The 16,595-nt window shown below is 66.2% G+C and carries 15 protein-coding genes; 5 read left to right on the top strand and 10 right to left on the bottom strand.

All coding sequences use genetic code 11. The features are described 5' to 3' along the window. Positions 1 to 43 precede the first annotated feature (43 nt). The 10 genes from HV766_RS02270 to HV766_RS02225 all read right to left on the bottom strand — a co-directional run bounded on the left by HV766_RS02270 (position 44) and on the right by HV766_RS02225 (position 11,448). Complete coding sequence (locus HV766_RS02270; protein ID WP_054459221.1) at positions 44 to 2,620, bottom strand: sensor domain-containing protein; 2,577 nt, start codon at positions 2,618 to 2,620, stop codon at positions 44 to 46. 35 nt (positions 2,621 to 2,655) lie between these two features. Continuing rightward, a complete protein-coding gene (gene siaD, locus HV766_RS02265; protein ID WP_054459223.1) occupies positions 2,656 to 3,456 on the bottom strand; it encodes a biofilm regulation diguanylate cyclase SiaD in 801 nt (266 codons plus the stop codon). Further along, entirely contained in the window at positions 3,453 to 3,830 is a 378-nt protein-coding gene (siaC, locus tag HV766_RS02260) for a biofilm regulation phosphoprotein SiaC (RefSeq protein WP_054459225.1), read from the bottom strand. The genes siaD and siaC overlap by 4 nt, the downstream gene beginning before the upstream one ends. 36 nt (positions 3,831 to 3,866) lie before the next feature. Continuing rightward, the gene (gene siaB / locus HV766_RS02255) at positions 3,867 to 4,406 is read right to left on the bottom strand and encodes a biofilm regulation protein kinase SiaB (RefSeq protein ID WP_054459227.1); all 540 of its coding nucleotides are present in this window, start codon (positions 4,404 to 4,406) and stop codon (positions 3,867 to 3,869) included. 23 nt (positions 4,407 to 4,429) lie between these two features. Then, positions 4,430 to 6,412 (bottom strand): biofilm regulation protein phosphatase SiaA, encoded by a 1,983-nt coding sequence (gene siaA / locus HV766_RS02250; protein WP_199728345.1) that lies wholly within the window; start codon positions 6,410 to 6,412, stop codon positions 4,430 to 4,432. A 308-nt stretch (positions 6,413 to 6,720) separates the two neighbouring features. After that, entirely contained in the window at positions 6,721 to 7,425 is a 705-nt protein-coding gene (locus HV766_RS02245; RefSeq protein ID WP_175159935.1) for an ABC transporter ATP-binding protein, read from the bottom strand. Then, a complete protein-coding gene (locus tag HV766_RS02240) occupies positions 7,425 to 8,192 on the bottom strand; it encodes an ABC transporter ATP-binding protein (protein ID WP_054459230.1) in 768 nt (255 codons plus the stop codon). Before HV766_RS02240 ends, HV766_RS02245 begins: the two co-directional genes overlap by 1 nt. Further along, the gene (locus HV766_RS02235) at positions 8,189 to 9,154 is read right to left on the bottom strand and encodes a branched-chain amino acid ABC transporter permease (RefSeq protein WP_054459232.1); all 966 of its coding nucleotides are present in this window, start codon (positions 9,152 to 9,154) and stop codon (positions 8,189 to 8,191) included. Before HV766_RS02235 ends, HV766_RS02240 begins: the two co-directional genes overlap by 4 nt. A gap of 2 nt (positions 9,155 to 9,156) precedes the next feature. Next, positions 9,157 to 10,077, bottom strand: coding sequence for a branched-chain amino acid ABC transporter permease (locus tag HV766_RS02230; RefSeq protein WP_013391329.1), 921 nt, complete (start codon positions 10,075 to 10,077; stop codon positions 9,157 to 9,159). 207 nt (positions 10,078 to 10,284) lie between these two features. After that, the gene (locus HV766_RS02225; RefSeq protein WP_054459234.1) at positions 10,285 to 11,448 is read right to left on the bottom strand and encodes an ABC transporter substrate-binding protein; all 1,164 of its coding nucleotides are present in this window, start codon (positions 11,446 to 11,448) and stop codon (positions 10,285 to 10,287) included. A gap of 359 nt (positions 11,449 to 11,807) precedes the next feature. Between HV766_RS02225 and HV766_RS02220 the strand changes: the two genes are divergently transcribed. The 5 genes from HV766_RS02220 (at position 11,808) to HV766_RS02200 (ending at position 16,547) form a co-directional block, all read left to right on the top strand. After that, on the top strand, positions 11,808 to 12,302 hold the full coding sequence (locus tag HV766_RS02220) for a MarR family winged helix-turn-helix transcriptional regulator (protein WP_054459239.1): 495 nt from the start codon (positions 11,808 to 11,810) through the stop codon (positions 12,300 to 12,302). Between the two features lie 50 nt (positions 12,303 to 12,352). Beyond that, positions 12,353 to 13,375, top strand: a complete 1,023-nt coding sequence (locus tag HV766_RS02215) for a hypothetical protein (protein ID WP_054459241.1) — start codon at positions 12,353 to 12,355, stop codon at positions 13,373 to 13,375. Between the two features lie 99 nt (positions 13,376 to 13,474). Further along, positions 13,475 to 14,701: a bifunctional glutamate N-acetyltransferase/amino-acid acetyltransferase ArgJ gene (gene argJ / locus HV766_RS02210; protein WP_175180460.1), complete on the top strand. Its 1,227-nt coding sequence runs from the start codon at positions 13,475 to 13,477 to the stop codon at positions 14,699 to 14,701. Positions 14,702 to 14,725: 24 nt separating this feature from the next. Then, the gene (locus HV766_RS02205) at positions 14,726 to 15,592 is read left to right on the top strand and encodes an ATP-binding protein (protein WP_054459246.1); all 867 of its coding nucleotides are present in this window, start codon (positions 14,726 to 14,728) and stop codon (positions 15,590 to 15,592) included. Then, entirely contained in the window at positions 15,585 to 16,547 is a 963-nt protein-coding gene (locus HV766_RS02200) for a Nudix family hydrolase (RefSeq protein WP_119451845.1), read from the top strand. The genes HV766_RS02205 and HV766_RS02200 overlap by 8 nt, the downstream gene beginning before the upstream one ends. The last annotated feature ends 48 nt before the right edge of the window (positions 16,548 to 16,595 follow it).

The raw sequence follows: 16,595 nt of genomic DNA, 5'->3' as shown, positions 1-16,595 counted from the left end.
GAAGCCACAGAAGCAGAAGCAGCAGCAAAAGCAACCAGAAAACCTACGGCCGCCCCCGCAGCCACTCCTCAAGATCAGCTGCCGGCAACGGCGGCGAAAACAAAAACCCCTGCCCCGCCGCACACCCCTGCTCAATCAAAAACCGCCGCTGCTCTTCGTTCTCGACGCCTTCAGCCACCACAGGCAGGCTCAGGCTCTCGCCGATACGAATCACAGCGCTGGTCAACGCCCGAGCCGCGTCATCGCTCTCCAGCCCCTGCACGAAACTGCGATCCAGCTTCAGTTCATCCACGATCAGTCGCCGCAAATGCCCCAGGCTGGAATAGCCAGTCCCGAAATCGTCCATCGACAACCGCACCCCCAAGCGATGCAGCTCGGCGATCGTCCGCAACGTACCCGCCGTCGCATCCAGCACCACGCCTTCCGTGATCTCCAGCATCAGATCCGCCGCCGCCAGCCCGAACTCGGCCAGCGTCGCCTCGATCAACCGCGGCAGATTCAGATTGTGGAAATTCGTCGCAGACAGGTTCACCGACACCGACGGCACCCGCAGGCCCTTCGCCCGCCAGACCGCCAACTGCGAACAAGCCTCGTGCACCGCCCAGTCGCCCAGGTCGCCGATCAACCCGCATTCCTCGGCCAGCGGCACAAAGCGCGCCGGCGAGATATCGCCCAGCGTTGGATGACGCCAGCGCGCCAGCGCCTCGACCCCGTACAGCTGCCCGTTCTTCAGCCCCACCTGCGGTTGATAGTGCAGCCGCAAAGCCTTCGCCTCCAGCGCATCGCGCAAGGCGGCCTCCAGCGCCAGGCGCTCCTGCGCCTGCCGGTTCATTTCGGCGCTGAAGAAAGAGATGCGGTTGCGCCCCGCCGTCTTGGCCTGGTACATCGCCATGTCGGCATGGCGCAGCAACGTATCCATGTCGCGTCCGTTCTCGGGGAACACGCTGATGCCGATGCTGACCGAGGGATTGAGCGTGATGCCGCCCACCGAGAACGGCTGAGCCAAGGCGACCAGCACATGCTCCGCCGCCGTCGTCAGTCGACCGTGTTCAAAGTCCGGCATCAGCATCACGAACTCGTCGCCCGACAAGCGGCCCACGATGTCGGTCGCGCGCGCCAGGCGGCGCAAGCGCTGCGCCACGTCGCGCAGCAACGCATCGCCTATGGGATGACCCAGCGTATCGTTGACCTGCTTGAAGCGATCCAGGTCCAGGAACAGAATGGCGACACGCTTGCGCTCGGGTTCAGCGCGCGCGATGGCCTGCTCGGCCTGCGCCAGCAGCAGGTTGCGGTTGGGCAAGCCGGTCAGTTCGTCATAGAACGCCAACTGGCGGATACGCGCGCGGGCCTCCTCGCGCTCCAGCGCCAGCGCGCACAAGTACACGCACACGTCCACCAGCCGGTGATGGAAATCGTCGGGCAGACGCCGCTCCCGGAAATAAAAACCGAAGGTGCCTATGACCCGGCCATCGCTGGACTTGATCGGCGACGACCAGCAGGCCTTCACGTCGTCCGGCAGCGGCAGGTGGCGATAGTCGTCCCACAGCGGATCGGTGGAGATGTCCGGCACGATCACCGGCCGGCCCAGGAAGGCAGAGGTACCGCAAGCGCCCGCCTGCGGCCCGATGGCCACGCCGTCCAAAGCGTCGGTGTAGGCTTGCGGCAGGCTGGGCGCGGCCAGCGGCCGCAGCAGCCCGGCATCGTCCACCCGCAGGACGCTGGCCGCGACTTCGGGCGCCAGACGTTCGACCTCGCGGCACACCATGTTCATGACCTCGACCACCGAGGCCTCATTGACCATGGCTTGCAGCACGCGGCGCTGCAAGACTTCGTGCACCTTGGTGGGCGTGATGTCCGTCAGCACGTCCACGATATTGACCAGGGCGCCGCGTTCGTCGAACACGGAGTTGGCCATCACCGACACCCACAGCGGGCGGCCGGCGCGATCGTAGACCAGCACGTCCTTGTGGTAGCCCTCGCGGCAGGCGATGCGGCGGCCCAGCTCTTCGCGCGTGCCGCCGTCCGGCCTGCCGCCGGCCAGCAGTTCGCCCAGCTCCTGGTTGACGGCGTCGCCGCGGGAAAAGCCCAGCATGCGCTGGAAGCCGTCGTTCACGTAGAGGATGCGGCCGTCCTTGCCCGACACCGCAACGGCATTGCCGGTTTCGTTGATGCCCAGCAACAGGAGCCGGATCTCTTCCTGGCGGTCGGCATCCGCGATGGATTTGCGGGAGATGACGGAAATGCGTACGACATCGCCGGCTTCGCCGGCGATGGGCATGTAGGTGGCTTCGATCCAGACGAAGCCGCCGTCCTTCTTGCGATAGCGGCAGGTGCCGGTGAAGTGCTTGCCGCCCAGCAGCCTGGCCCAGACCTGCTCGCCGCCGACGATGCCCTTGCCTTCGTCCATGCTGTCGCAAAGCATGTCATGGCGCAGCTCCAGGGCCTCTTCGCGGGCATGGCCGACCAGGGCGAGAAAATTCGCGTTGGCGTTCAACAAGGAGCCAGCCGGATCAAAATCGAACAGCAGCAGCGCCCGATCCATGGACGCCAGATAGGTGGCGGAGTGCCACGCGGCGCCTTGAGGGCGCTCGTCGGTAACGCCTGGATAAGAATCAAGCATATGGGGCTCCATGCCGGATAACAGCTGATCCGGTTTCATCTGCGCTTCGGAAACCCGAGTTCGACGCGGTCGCGTCCGTCCTGCTTGGCCAGGTACAAGGCCTGGTCCGCACGGCTGAGCGTTTCAGAGAAGGTTTCTCCCAACTGGTGATATGCCATGCCTATGCTGACCGTCAATCTCAACACGCCATCCCCCACCGTGATTGCCAAGGCGCGCACCGCGCCAACCAGCCGGTCCATGACGCGCTGGGCGTCCTCGGGCTGGGTGCTGGGCAGCAGCACCAGGAATTCCTCGCCGCCCCAGCGGCCGCATAGATCGTATTCACGCAAGTTGTCGCCCAACGCGCCGGCCAGCTCGACCAGCGCGCGGTCGCCTGTTTCATGGCCATAGCGGTCGTTGACCGACTTGAAATGATCCACGTCCAGCATCGCCACCACGAAGGTCGATCCGCCGCGAGACACGCGCAAGACCTCCTGCTTGATCATTTCCATCAAGGCGCGCCGGTTCAAGAGGCCGGTCAAGGGATCGCGGTTGGAGGTTTCCTGCAATGCGGAGTTCAGGTCCCGCATCATGTTCTGGTAGTGGTCCGAGATGCGCGCGATGCGGGTCAGCCGGCGCAGTTGCCGGTCGAAACGGTCGCACAGGCCCAGCTCGCGTTCGTGCGCCATGCTCTGGTAGGCGTCCGACAGTTGGGTCACGCGCTCGATGCGCGCCATCTGTTCGGCCGTATGCCGCCAGAGCGCGTCCAGCGCTTCATGCAACGGATGGCCCTGATAGACCGGATCCGCCAGCAATTCGGCGATGCGCTTGTCCAGCTGGGCGGCGTCGGATTTCATTGGCGGCCGACAACGGAAAAGGGAAACGTGCAGTCTTCCTTGAATTCCTCGGCCAGTTCGCCGACGCGCTCATTGCGCATGTCGTAGAACCAGGTGACGCTGACCTCGCGGCCCTTGTTGTGGGCAGCCTCCAGCAGATCGAAGATGTCCATGACGGACTTGATGCTGCTGGTGTTCAGGTAGAGCAGTTCCAGCTCCAGCTTCAGGGGCGCGGCGCTGCTCAGCAGATAGGCTTCGACCCATTCGATGACGGGACCGAACAGCTCGAAGGAATTCTCGGGATAGGAGTCGCCGCGCATCGCCAGCACGCCGGCAGCGGTGTCGGCGGTGATGGCGGGCGTGGACTGGGTCCCGGGAATATTCAAATCGTTCATTAGTTGCTCCAAATATATTCTTGGCCCGGCACGCCTTCAGATCACGACGCTCAGGCTGAAGAAGGCCTGCCCGGGCGCTGCGGCGGGCGTCAGGCTGGCCTCCAGCGGCGCGCCAGCGCGGCGGGCGATATCGATCAGCCCCAGGCCGGCGCCCGAGGCGACGCCCTGGGCGCGCGGCTTGTGCAGCTGCGCCTTGTACTCGGCCTTCAGCGCCGCCTTGTCCAGCGCGGCCAGTTCCTGGATGCGGGCGACCAGCGCCTCGCCGTCCTCCGCCTTGACCAGGTTGCCCGCCGACACCACGTAGCGGCTTTCATCGCGGCGGCCGATCACCACGGTGGCCGAGGCGTCCAGGTCGTCATGCAGCGCGGCGTACTGGCGGATGTTCTGGATCATCTCGATGTAGACGGAGAAAACGTCCATGGCCTCGGCCGGCCGCGCGTGCTCCGCGTTCAGATAGTTCTTGAGCGCATTGCCGATTTCCTCGATCAGGCTGCGGGAAGTCGGTCCGTTGAAGCACAACAGAGTGCGATTCTGGTTGAACCGTTCGCCCAATGCGTAAAGATCGGAGGCATTCATGGGGGTAACCGCCCTGATAACGTTTATTCGAAACGGAACGACAGCAAGGTGATGTCATCACGCTGCGGCCGCCCGCCTTGGTACTCTGCCAGCGCCTGGGTAAAGGCGGCCGCCTGTTCGGTTAACGGCCGGCGCGCGTGCGTCTTGAGCATTTCCGCGAACCGGGTATTGCCAAAGCCAAAGCCGTGTTCGCCTCCCGCCTGGTCCAGGAACCCGTCCGTGACCAGGTAGTAGGTCCAGCCGGACTCCATCCGCAGTTCGATGTTTTCGTAGGTCTCGGTGCGCTTGTCGCCCAGCGCCCGCTTGCCGCCGGGCACCTCGCGCAGTTCCTCGCCGTTGCTCGCGTACAGGCTGATCTTGGCGCCCGCATAGCGCAACCGGCCGCCCTGGCGGTCAATATAAACCAGGGCCGCATCCGTGTTCGTGGCCAGCGCACGGGGCAATTGCGCGTCGGCAAGCATGGCGCGGATGGCGTTGTCGGTGCGGGTCAGGATGGCGGCGGGGTCGGCCGGGCCGGCCTCGGTGATCGCCAGATCTATGGCGGCGCGGGCCAGCATGGTCATCAATGCGCCGGGCACGCCGTGGCCGGCGCAATCCATGATGCCCAGCAGGCAGTTGGCGCCGTCGGAGCGGAATACGTAGAAGTCGCCGCCCACCACGTCGCGCGGCTTCCACAGCACGAAATGATGCGCGCCCAGGGACTGGGTAAGCTGGCGATCCGGCAGAATGGCGCGCTGGATCAGGCTGGCGTAATCGATGGAGTCGTCGATTTTCTTGTGCGCGGCGGCCATGGCGCGATTGGCGTCCTCGAGTTCGGAGGTGCGCTCGCGCACCTTGGTTTCGAGTTCAGCCGTGTGCTGGCGCACCTTGTCCGCCATCACGCCGAAGGCGCGGCTGAGGTCGCCGATTTCGTCCTGGCCGCCCGGAGGCAGGCGCACGTCGTAGCTGCCGTCGGCGATGGCGCGCGCCGACTGCTGCAGGCGGCGCAAGGGGCGCAGCATCAGGCGCTCGATGGCGTAGCCGAAGCACAGCAACATGGCCGCGAACAGCACCACCAGGCCGATCGCCGCGGGCCAGAGCCAATCCGTGTCCAGTACCCGGGCCGCGCCCAGGTCCACCACCGTCAGCACGTGCCAGTGCAGTTCCGGCATGTAGGCTACGGACACCAGCTGCCGGATGCCGTCCATCTTGACCCAGGCGGATTGCACCGACTGCGGGTCGGTCCGCGCCGCCTTCATGGCCGCGGCCAGCTCGGCGCGGCCCTCGCCGCCGTCCAGCAGGTTGAACACCGTGCCGCGGGCAGCGCCGCCCGCGCCCGAGTTGTAGGCAATGAGCGAGGCGTCCATGTGGGCCTGGATCGCGCCTTCCTCGTCGACGATGATCGGCGTGACCCCGGGCTGGCCGCTGTTGACGAATTCACGCAGGAATCCGCCTACGTCCAGACCGGAACCGGTCAGGCCGATGACCCGGTCGCCGTCGCGCACCTGGACGTTGATCCAGACCTTGGTGGTCTTGAGCTTCAGGTCCGGGTTGACGTTGATGTTGTACTTGGCGGGAGACGCCAGCGTCAGGTAGAACCAGGCGTCGTCGGCCGCGCTTTTGCTCAGCGTGTAGCGCGGCGTCTCGGACAGGGGCTGGTCGTCGTTGAAGTAATAATTGCCCGAGGCGGCGCTGGCGATGAAGTAGGCGCGTCCCAGCAGATCGCGGCGGTAGCCGTCGGCTTCGCGAAAGAACAGCTCGCGCGCGGCCGGATCGCTTTCGTGCCGCAGCCAGCGGCGAGTGACCTCGCTATCCGCCAACCGCTGCGACAGGGCCAGTTCACGGGACACCGGCGCCAGGATGCGCTGGCGGTTCAATTGCGTGAAGTTGTCGGAGAAAGCCCGTCCGAAGTGCTCCCTGACCCCGTCCAGCACCTGCCAGCCGATCAGGGCCGCCGGCGCCAGGGCAACCAGGCACGCCAGCAACAGCGCCATCAACGATTTTCTGCGCAAACCCCATTTCGCCATGCAAAGTCTTCCTTACTGCCTGATAAGACGTAACGTGCGTGAAGGGGACGCATGGGCAGACTTTCGTTGTGTAACGATGTTTCGCCGCGCGCTTGCCCCGCTTGTCCAGCCATGAGCCTGTTGCAGGCGTACCCTCGAGGCACGTCCGGCGCGACAAGTGTAGAGAACAGTGGATCCAATTGAAACAGGAGCAAACGCTTGTAAGACGCTCGGGCGTCCTAAGTTGCACTACTGCAATGTAAATGTCGATTTATTGCTTTTTATTTCACGACTGGCAGCGTTTGCCTGTTTACATTGCAGCTTTCTTGCTACACGCCCAGATAGCGCTCCCAGAGGCCGCGATCCGCGTCCAGGGCCTGGGAGTCCCCGGTCCAGACGACCTTGCCGCGCTCCAGGATCACGTGGCGGTCCGCCAGGCTCAGCAGCCGTTCGACGTATTTGTCGATGACCAGGATGGTTTGCCCGGCCTGGCGCAGGCGCGCCAGGCAATTCCAGATTTCCTCGCGGATCTTGGGCGCCAGACCTTCGGTGGCCTCGTCCAGGATCAGCAGCCGCGGATTGGTGACCAGCGCCCGGCCGATGGCCAGCATCTGCTGCTCGCCGCCCGAGAGCTGGTTGCCCATGTTGCGGGCGCGTTCGTGCAGGCGCGGAAACAATTCAAAGACGCGCTCGGGCGTCCAGGGTTCGCCGATGTCCGGGTTGCGGGAGGCGACGAAGGCTGTCAGGTGTTCGCGCACCGTCAGATTCGGGAAGCACTGCCGCCCTTCCGGCACGATGGCCATGCCGACCCGCGCGATGCGGTCCGGACTCCAGCCGCTGATGTCCTGGCCCGCGAACTGGATCTTGCCGCCGCGCAGGGGCAACTGGCCGAACAAGGTGCGCAGCAGCGTGGTCTTGCCCATGCCATTGCGGCCCAGCAAGGTCACGACCTGGCCCGCGCCGATTTGCAGGTCCACGCCGAACAGCACCTGGCTGGCGCCGTAACCGCTCTTGGCGGATTCGATGGTCAGCATCATGCGGTCTCCTCGTCGCCCAGGTAGGCTTGCCGCACTTCCGGGTTGGCGCGGATTTCGTCGGGGGTGCCGGTCGCGATGACGCGGCCGTAGACCAGCACCGACAGGCGGTCGGCCAGGCGGAACACCGCCTGCATGTCGTGTTCGACCAGCAGCATGGCGGCTCGGCCCCGCATGGATTCGATCAATTCGGTCAGGCGCACGGTTTCGTCGGGCCCCATGCCCGCCATGGGTTCGTCCAGCAGCAGGACGGCAGGCCGTGCGGCCAGGGCCAGCGCGAATTCGACCTTGCGCTGTTCGCCGTGCGGCAGGGTGCCGGCCGGGCGTTCCAGCAGGCTGGCGTCGATGGCGCATTCCCGGGCCAGCTCGCGCGCCTGCTCGTACAGGGCCGATTCGGCGGCGCGCGGCTTCCAGAAGCGGAAGCTGCTGCCGGCATGCGCCTGCACCGCCAGCACCAGGTTGTCCAGCACGGAGGATTGCTTGAAGATATTGGTGATCTGGTACGACCGCGACAGCCCGGCAGCCACTCGCTGATGGGCGTTCATGCTGGTGACGTCGCGTCCGCCTACCGTCAGCTTGCCCGAGTCAGCCGTCAACGTGCCGGACAGCAGATGGATCAGCGTCGACTTGCCCGCGCCATTGGGGCCGATGAGGGCATGGATCTCGCCCGGGTTCAGGGACAGCGACACATTGTCGGTGGCGACCAGCGCGCCGAAGCGGCGCACCAGTCCCGTGGCCTGCAGGGCCGGCGTTACAGCTGCGTTCATGATCCCGCCTTGCCGGATTGGGTGGCAGCGGCGCGGCCGCTGAACAAGGGGCCGAACAGCCCGACCAGACCGCGCGGCGCGCCGAACACCACGCACAGCAGCAGCACGCCCAGGGGCAGGTGCCAATATTCGGTCCACAGGCGCAGCACTTCCTCCAGGGTCAGCATGACCACGGCGCCCGCCACACCGCCATAGCGCAGGCCGATGCCGCCCACCAGCACCATGATCAGCAGGTTGGCCGACTGGGTCCAGTGCATCAGGCTGGGCGAGATGAAGAGATTATGGTTGGCCAGCAGCGCGCCGGCCAGGCCGGCCACCGCGCCGCTCAGCGTGAAGGCCATCAGCTTGATGCGATAGACCGGATAACCCATGGATTCCATGCGCGATTCGTTTTCGCGTATGCCTTGCAGGGCGGTGCCAAAGCGCGAGGTCACCACGCGGCCGAACACCCACATGATCAGCGCGAACAGCGCCAGCACCAGGTAATAGAAGCTGACGTCATTGGCCAGGTCGATGCCCGGCAGGCTGGAGTAGCCCGGCAGGTTCAGCCCGTCCTCGCCGCCGTACTGCCGCAGCGAGATGAAGATGTAGAACAGCATCTGCGCGAAGGCCAGCGTGATCATGATGAAGTACACGCCGCGGGTGCGCAGCGAAATCGCCCCCGTGATGCAGGCCAGCACCGCCGCCAGCAGCATGGCCACGGGCCAGACGATCAGGGCGGACGTCACGCCCGACATGGCCAGGATGCCGACCGCGTACGCGCCCGCGCCGAAGAACGCCGCGTGTCCCAGCGCCACCATGCCGCCATAGCCCAGGATCAGGTTCAGGCTGGTCGCGGCCAGCGCATAAATCAGCACGCGCCGCACGAAGGAAATGTAAAAGTCCAGGCCCAACGCCGGCGCAACCAGGGGGAATACGGCCAGCGCGGCCAGCAGGACCACGGTCCAGATCATGGATTTCATGCTCAACCCCGCGCCGGAAACAAGCCGGAGGGCCGGAACACCAGCACTGCCGCCATCAATACATAAATGGCAATGGCGGCCAGCGTCGGTCCGACGCTGGAGGCCACGGCCGGGGAAAAGACCTGGCGCAGCAGCATGGGCAGGAAGGCCCGCCCCGCCGTATCCACCATGCCCACCAACAGCGCGCCGACAAAGGCGCCGCGAATCGATCCGATGCCGCCGATCACGATGCATACCAGCACCAGGATCAGGATTTCCTCGCCCATGCCCACCTGTACCGACGTGATCGGGCCGAGCAAGGCGCCGGCCACGGCGGCCAGCATGGCGCCCAGCACGAACACGCCCAGGAACAGCAGCGGCACGCGCACGCCCATCAGGGTGGCCATCTGGCGGTTGGACGCCCCTGCCCGCACCAGCACGCCCGCACGGGTGCGCGTCACGAACCAGTACAGGCCCGCGGCGGCGGCCACACCGAACACGATGATCATCAGGCGGTAGGCGGGATAGAGCAGATCGGGCAGCAGCCGGACCGGGCCGGACAGCGCGGCCGGCATGTTCAGCATGACGGGGGCCGGCCCCCAGATCATCTTGACCAGATCGTTGGCGATGAGGATGACGGCATAGGTGCCCAGCACCTGGGCCAGGTGGTCGCGCAGCGCCAGGCGGCGGATCAGCGTGAGTTCCAGCACCACGCCGACGATGCCGGTGGCGACTGCCGCCACCAGGACGGCAGCGGTGAATGAACCTGTGCGCTGCATGGTTTCGGCGGCGACATAGGCGCCGGCCATGTAGAGCGAGCCGTGAGCCAGATTCATGATGTCCATGATGCCGAACACCAGGGTCAGCCCGGCCGCGATCAGAAACAACATCAACCCAAACTGCAGACCGTTCAGCAATTGCTCGACGATCAGCGTAAACGTCATGAAGACTTCCCCCTGCCGCGAAGTGCCGATGGCCTGGTTCGCGGCCTAATCAATAGAGCCATCTGATTGCGCATCGCGTCCGCGCACCAGGCACGGCGCATGCTGCGGTGCCACCCGATCCAGATGCCGCGGAGCCGGCTTCGCCGGTCCGCAGGCATGCCCCCTTGAGGGGGAAGCGCGCAGCGCTTCGGGGGTGGGTCTTTCCCTCTACAGCTTACATTCGCCGACGTAGACGTCCTGGTACTTGTCGAACACCTTGCCCACCAGCTTGTTGGTAATGCGGCCGCTGCCGTCCTTGTCGACGACACGCAGGTAATAAGACTGGATGGGATAGTGGTTCTTGCCGTAAGTGAAGCTGCCGCGCACCGAGGGGTAGTCGGCTTTTTCAAGCGCGCGCACGATGGCTTCGCGGTCGGAGGCCTTGCCGCCGGCCTGCTTGACGGCAGCGTCCATGGCCATGATCACGTCGTAGGCCTGGGCAGCGTACACCGAGGGGTAGCGGCCGTTGTATTCCTTGCGGAAGGCTTCGACGAAGGCCTTGTTCTGCGGCACGTCCAGGTCATGCGCCCACTGCGCCGTGTTGTACATGCCCAGCATGGGTTCGCCCACGGCCTGGATCACGTCCTCGTCGGCCGAGAAGCCCGGGCCGATCAGCTTGACGCTTTGCGACAGGCCGGTCGAGACGAACTGCTTGACGAAGTTGATGCCCATGCCGCCCGGCAGGAAGATATAGACGGCGTCCGGCTTGGCGGCGCGGATCTGCGCCAACTCTGCGGCGTAGTCGATCTGGCCGAGCTTGGTGTAGACCTCGTCGCCCGGGGCGGTCTTGTAGCCGCGCTTGAAGCCGTTGAGCGCATCCTTGCCGGCCGGATAGTCCGGGGCCATGATGAACATCTTCTTGAAGCCGCGATCCGCCGCAACCTTGCCGGCCGCTTCGTGGAAGGCGTCGTTCTGGTAGGACGTGCCGAACCAGTACGCATTGCACTGCGCGCCGGCGAACTGGCTGGGGCCGGGGTTGTTCGACAGGTACGGCACCTTGGCCGCGAACAGCGCGGGGCCCACGGCCAGCGCCACGTTCGAGCCGATGGGGCCGGTGAAGAAATCGACCTTGTCGCGCTGGATGTAGCGCGTCACCAGTTGGCGGGCCTGGTCGGGGTTGCCGCCCATGTCGGTCTGCACGAATTCGGCGGGCTGCCCGCCCAGCTTGCTGCCCAGTTGCTTGATGGCCAGGTTGAAGCCGTCGCGGGCTTCGGCGCCCAGGGCGGAGAACGGACCGGAGATGTCGTTGGCGATGCCGACCTTGATGGTGTCGGCGCCGGCCAGTGCCGGTACCAGGGCGGCGGCGGCCAGAAGGGAAGTGATCAAACGCATGGTGGTGTGCTCCGTGCGCGAGCCCGCGCAGAGGGTGTTCTTTTTTGAAATCGCGATTCGAAAAACTTCGTGCAGCACAGCCAAGGCTGGCGTGCTTCATAGTTTAGGTTTAAAGTATTCGGCAAAACAAGTCTAGGGTTTTTACCAAAGGGTTTTTACTAATAAGCTACCGCCATGGTTACCCTCCACCCAAACTATGAACGCGCCGTGCCGGATACCCGGCGCGACGTTCGCGCGACAGTACCCGACATCCCGCCGATACTCAAGAAGCGCGCCGCCGGCAACGCCGCGGCCCGCCTGACGATCCTCGATCGACAGCATCTGGCGCCCGCCCCTCATTCCCGGTAATTTCCATAGCCATGACCGACACCCCCGACCTGGAATCCCGCGCAGCGCCCGACGATCACCATGCGCTGCGCCTGTGGCTGCGCATGCTGACCTGCGCCAATCTCGTCGAGAGCGAGATCCGCAGCCGCCTGCGCAATGAGTTCGACACGACCTTGCCGCGCTTTGACCTGATGGCGCAATTGCAGCGCGCGCCCAAGGGCATGAAGATGGGCGAACTGTCGCGCCACATGATGGTCACCAACGGCAATATCACCGGCATCACCGACCAGCTCGAAAAAGAAGGCCTGGTGGTGCGCACCAAGGTCGAATCCGACCGCCGCAGCTCGCTCATCAAACTTACGCCGCTGGGCAAGAAGAGCTTCTCCCGCATGGCCCGCGCCCACGAATCCTGGGTCAAGTCCATGTTCGGCGACCTGCCCGAAAGCACCCGCAACGCGCTGTTCCAGGCCCTGGGCGAACTCAAGCTGCAAGTGGTGGCGACCCGCTCCGAATCCGCCAAGAACTGAACGCCCGCAGGCGCCCATGTCCGCCTGCGGATTGGCGCATAATTGCCGCCATGATTCCGGTTTCTCTTCCTGGCGGTAATTTCTACGTGCTGATGGCAGCTTCGCTGGCCTGCCTGGCCACGCTGCTGACCTGGCTGGCCGTGCTGGCCACCACGTCCAGCGCCCGGGAATGGCTTGGCGGCCACCGGCGTGGCGGCGCCGTCCTGATGGCCCTGCTTGCCATCGTCGGCGCCATCTTTCCCTATCAGCAGTTCAGCCTGTGGTTCTCGGCCCGGCAAAGCGCCCAGGCCGACGCCGACCGCAAGACCGTGCTGGCCCAGTCCACCCAATTGGCGGGAGTGGAGATGCCGGCCGGCACCGTGCTCAGCCTGGCCAAGCCAGGCGATCTGGCATCGTTCGATCTCGCCGTCTTCCCCGAAAGCCACCCCGCCTCCATCCAGGGCGTCGCGGCCACGCGCATGTTCCGCTACCCGGCCAGCAGCAAGCAGGCCGAGACCCTGTCGGTGGAGATCGCGCGCGACCAGGCGCAGGACGGCTGGCTGTGCGCGCATGGGCACCGCCTTGAATTCGTGCTGCACGATGGCCGCCCGCGCTTTGCCAGTTGCCATCTGGCCATCGGCAATACCCTGAACCAGCAGCCCGTGCCGCCCGGCGCCTGGCTGAAGGTCATCAATGGCGGCAGCGCCGCCGACGCGCCGCGCTGGCTGCTGCGCACCGAAGGCAGCGAGGCGCTGGAGGTGGGGCGCATGCCCATGCTGAAGGTGGACATGCAGCTGGACAGCCAGCGCCGCATGCTGGATTTCGAAGGCCTGCTGGCGCGCGAGACCGTACTGGGCGACATGACCTACCAGCCCGGCACCCGGGTGCTGGCCGCCAACCCCCGCCTGCCCGGCGCCCAGCCCGGCGACCTGCTGTTCTCGCCGTCGCGCGGACGTTCGGCGCGGCGCGCGGGCGGCGAGGACGTGCCGGCGGGCAAGTCGGTGCTGCAGTCCCCGGACGGCGCCGTGCGCAGCGTGCTGGGCAACCGCGAGGCCGGCGTGCTGGACGTCGCGGCCATGCGGATCGGCCCCTGACCGGACGCTGTCCCAATCCGGTGGGATAATACGAAGCTTTCCCCCGCGCGCCGCCTCGCCTGGCGGCGATTCCGTCCTGCTCATACATGAGACGAAGTCATGGCCGTTAATCTGCAGATCCCCTCCGAGTCCGAAATTTTTCCTGTTGCCGGCGTTGAAATCGGCGTTACCGAGGCCGGCATCCGCAAAGCCAACCGACGCGACCTGACCGTGTTCCGCTTCGCGCAGGGCACCAGCGTGGCCGGCGTGTTCACGCGCAACCGCTTCTGCGCCGCGCCGGTGCAGGTCTGCCAGGCCCACCTGGCCGCCGGCGGCCCGATCAGCGCGCTGGTCATCAACACCGGCAACGCCAACGCCGGCACCGGCGAAGAAGGCCTGCAAAAAGCCAAGGACACCTGCGCCGCGCTCGGCCAGCTGCTGGGCGTGCCCGCGGCCGAAGTCCTGCCCTTCTCCACCGGTGTCATCCTCGAGCCGCTGCCGCTGGACCGCCTGGTGGCCGGCCTGCCCGCCGCCATCGCCGACCTGGGCGCCGACCACTGGTTCAGCGCCGCCCACGGCATCATGACGACCGACACCCTGCCGAAGATCTCGTCCGCCAAGGTGCAGATCGACGGCAAGACCGTCACCTTCACCGGTATCAGCAAGGGCGCCGGCATGATCCGGCCCAACATGGCCACCATGCTGAGCTTCCTGGCGACCGACGCCGGCATCGCCCAGCCGCTGCTGTCCAAGCTGGCCGGCGAAATCGCCGACGCCTCGTTCAACCGCATCACGGTCGACGGCGACACATCCACCAACGACTCCTTCATCATCGCCGCCACCGGCAAGTCGGGCGTCGAAGTGAACGCCGAATCCGATCCGGCCTACGCCGCCGTGCGCGCAGCCCTGACGGCCGCCGCGCTGGAACTGGCGACCAAGATCGTGCGCGACGCCGAAGGCGCCACCAAGTTCATGACCATCCGCGTCGAAGAGGCCGGCACCACCGAGGAAGCGCTGAAGGTGGCGTACGCCGTCGCCCACTCGCCGCTGGTCAAGACCGCCTTCTTCGCCTCGGACCCCAACCTGGGCCGCATCCTGGCCGCAGTGGGCTACGCCGGGATCGACGACCTGGACGTGTCCAACATCCGCCTGTGGCTGGACGATGTGCTGGTGGCCAAGGACGGCGGCCGTAACCCCGCCTACCAGGAAGCCGACGGCCAGCGCGTGATGAAGCAGGCCGAGATCCAGGTGCGCATCGCCCTGGGCCGCGGCCAGGTCAGCGACACGGTCTACACCTGCGACTTCTCGCACGAATACGTGTCGATCAACGCCGACTACCGCTCCTGATCCGAAACTTCCGGGACTTCAGACGTGACCGCAACCGAGTTCTCCACCCTTATCCAGCGCGCCGAGCGCGTGCTGGCGCAGCTGGAAGCCTGGCTTCCGCCCGCAACGCCCGAAATCGACTGGACCGCCCACGCCTACCGCTGGCGCAAGCGCGGCGCGCGCGGTTGGCTGGACGCCGTACGCCACGTCGCGCGCATCGACATGGCGGACCTGCAGCACATCGAGCGCCAGAAGGGCATCATCGATCGCAACACCCTGCAGTTCCTGGAAAAGAAGCCGGCCAACAACGTGCTCATGACCGGCGCCCGCGGCACTGGCAAGAGTTCGCTGGTCAAGGCCATGCTGGCCGCCTATGGCGACCGCGGGCTGCGCCTGATCGAAGTGGACAAGTCCGACCTCGGCGACCTGGCCGACATCGTCGAGCTGGTCGCCTCCCGCCCCGAACGCTTCATCGTGTTCTGCGACGACCTCTCTTTCGAGGAAGGCGAGGCCGGCTACAAGGCGCTGAAGTCGGTGCTGGACGGGTCGGTGTCGGCCTCGGGCGACAACGTGCTGATCTATGCAACGTCCAACCGGCGCCACCTGATGCCGGAATACATGAGCGAGAACCTGGCGGCCAAGCACCAGCCCGACGGCGAGATCCACCCCGGCGAAACCGTCGAGGAAAAGATCTCGCTGTCCGAACGCTTCGGCCTGTGGCTGTCGTTCTACCCCTTCAAGCAGGACGACTATCTGGACATCGTCTACCACTGGCTGCGCGAGCTGGGCTGCCCGGAAGCGCAGATCGAACCCTCGCGCACCGAGGCGCTGCAATGGACGATCGAGCGCGGCTCGCGTTCTGGCCGCGTGGCGTACCAGTTCGCGCGCGACTGGGCAGCCCGTCATGTCTGAAAAGATCGTCGACGTCGCCGCCGGCCTGATCCTGCGTCCGGACGGCATGCTGCTGCTGGGACAGCGCCCCGAAGGCAAGCCCTGGGCGGGCTGGTGGGAGCTGCCCGGCGGCAAGCTCGAACCCGGCGAAACCGTGCTGGAAGCCCTGGCGCGCGAACTGCAGGAAGAAATCGGCATCCGCGTCACGCAGTCGCGCCCCTGGGTCACCTACGTACATGCCTACCCCCACACCACGGTGCGCCTGGCGTTCTGCCACGTCACCGGCTGGGAGGGCGAACCGCGCAGCCTGGAAAACCAGCGCCTGGAATGGGTCGCCCCTGCGCAGGCCGCATCGGTGGGCGATCTGTTGCCCGCCACCCTGCCCCCGCTGCGCTGGCTGCAGTTGCCCACGTCCTACGGCATCAGCTCCGTGGGTTCGCGTGCCGGCGTGGCCGCTTTCCTGGGCCGTCTGGAAGCGGCGTTGGCGCGCGGCGTCAAGCTGGTGCAGTTGCGCGAACCGCAATGGCCGGACGGCGTGGCCTCGCCTTCGCTGCATGAAGTGCTGCAACAGGTGCAGAAGCGCTGCCGCGCCGCGGGCGCCCGGCTGCTGGTCAACAGCATCCATCCTGCCGCCTGGTGGCGCGAGGCCGATGGCGTGCATCTGCGCGCGGCCGATGCCGCCAAGCTCACGGCGCGCCCTGAACTCCCCGCGGGCGCGCTGGTCGGCGTGTCGGCCCACGACAATGCCCAGGTCGTCCACGCACGCGAACTCGGCGCCGACTTCGCGGTACTGGGTCCCGTGCTGGACACGCCCAGCCACCCCGGCGCGGCGACGCTGGGTTGGGAAGGCTTCGTCGCGGGCAATCGCGACGCCGGCATCCCGGTGTTCGCGCTGGGCGGCCAGTCGACCCAGACCGTATCGCAGGCGCTGCGCCACGGCGCGCACGGCATTGCAGGGATACGCGGCCTGATCTGAGCCGCGCGGCGGCTTTGCTGAAAGCCGCCGCCTGCCAGCTTCACGGGG

This window comes from Achromobacter aegrifaciens (genome assembly GCF_902859735.1).
GTDB lineage: Bacteria > Pseudomonadota > Gammaproteobacteria > Burkholderiales > Burkholderiaceae_B > Achromobacter > Achromobacter aegrifaciens.
The sequence above is the reverse complement of the archived record's forward strand: the minus strand, read 5'-3'. Positions and strand labels throughout refer to the sequence as shown.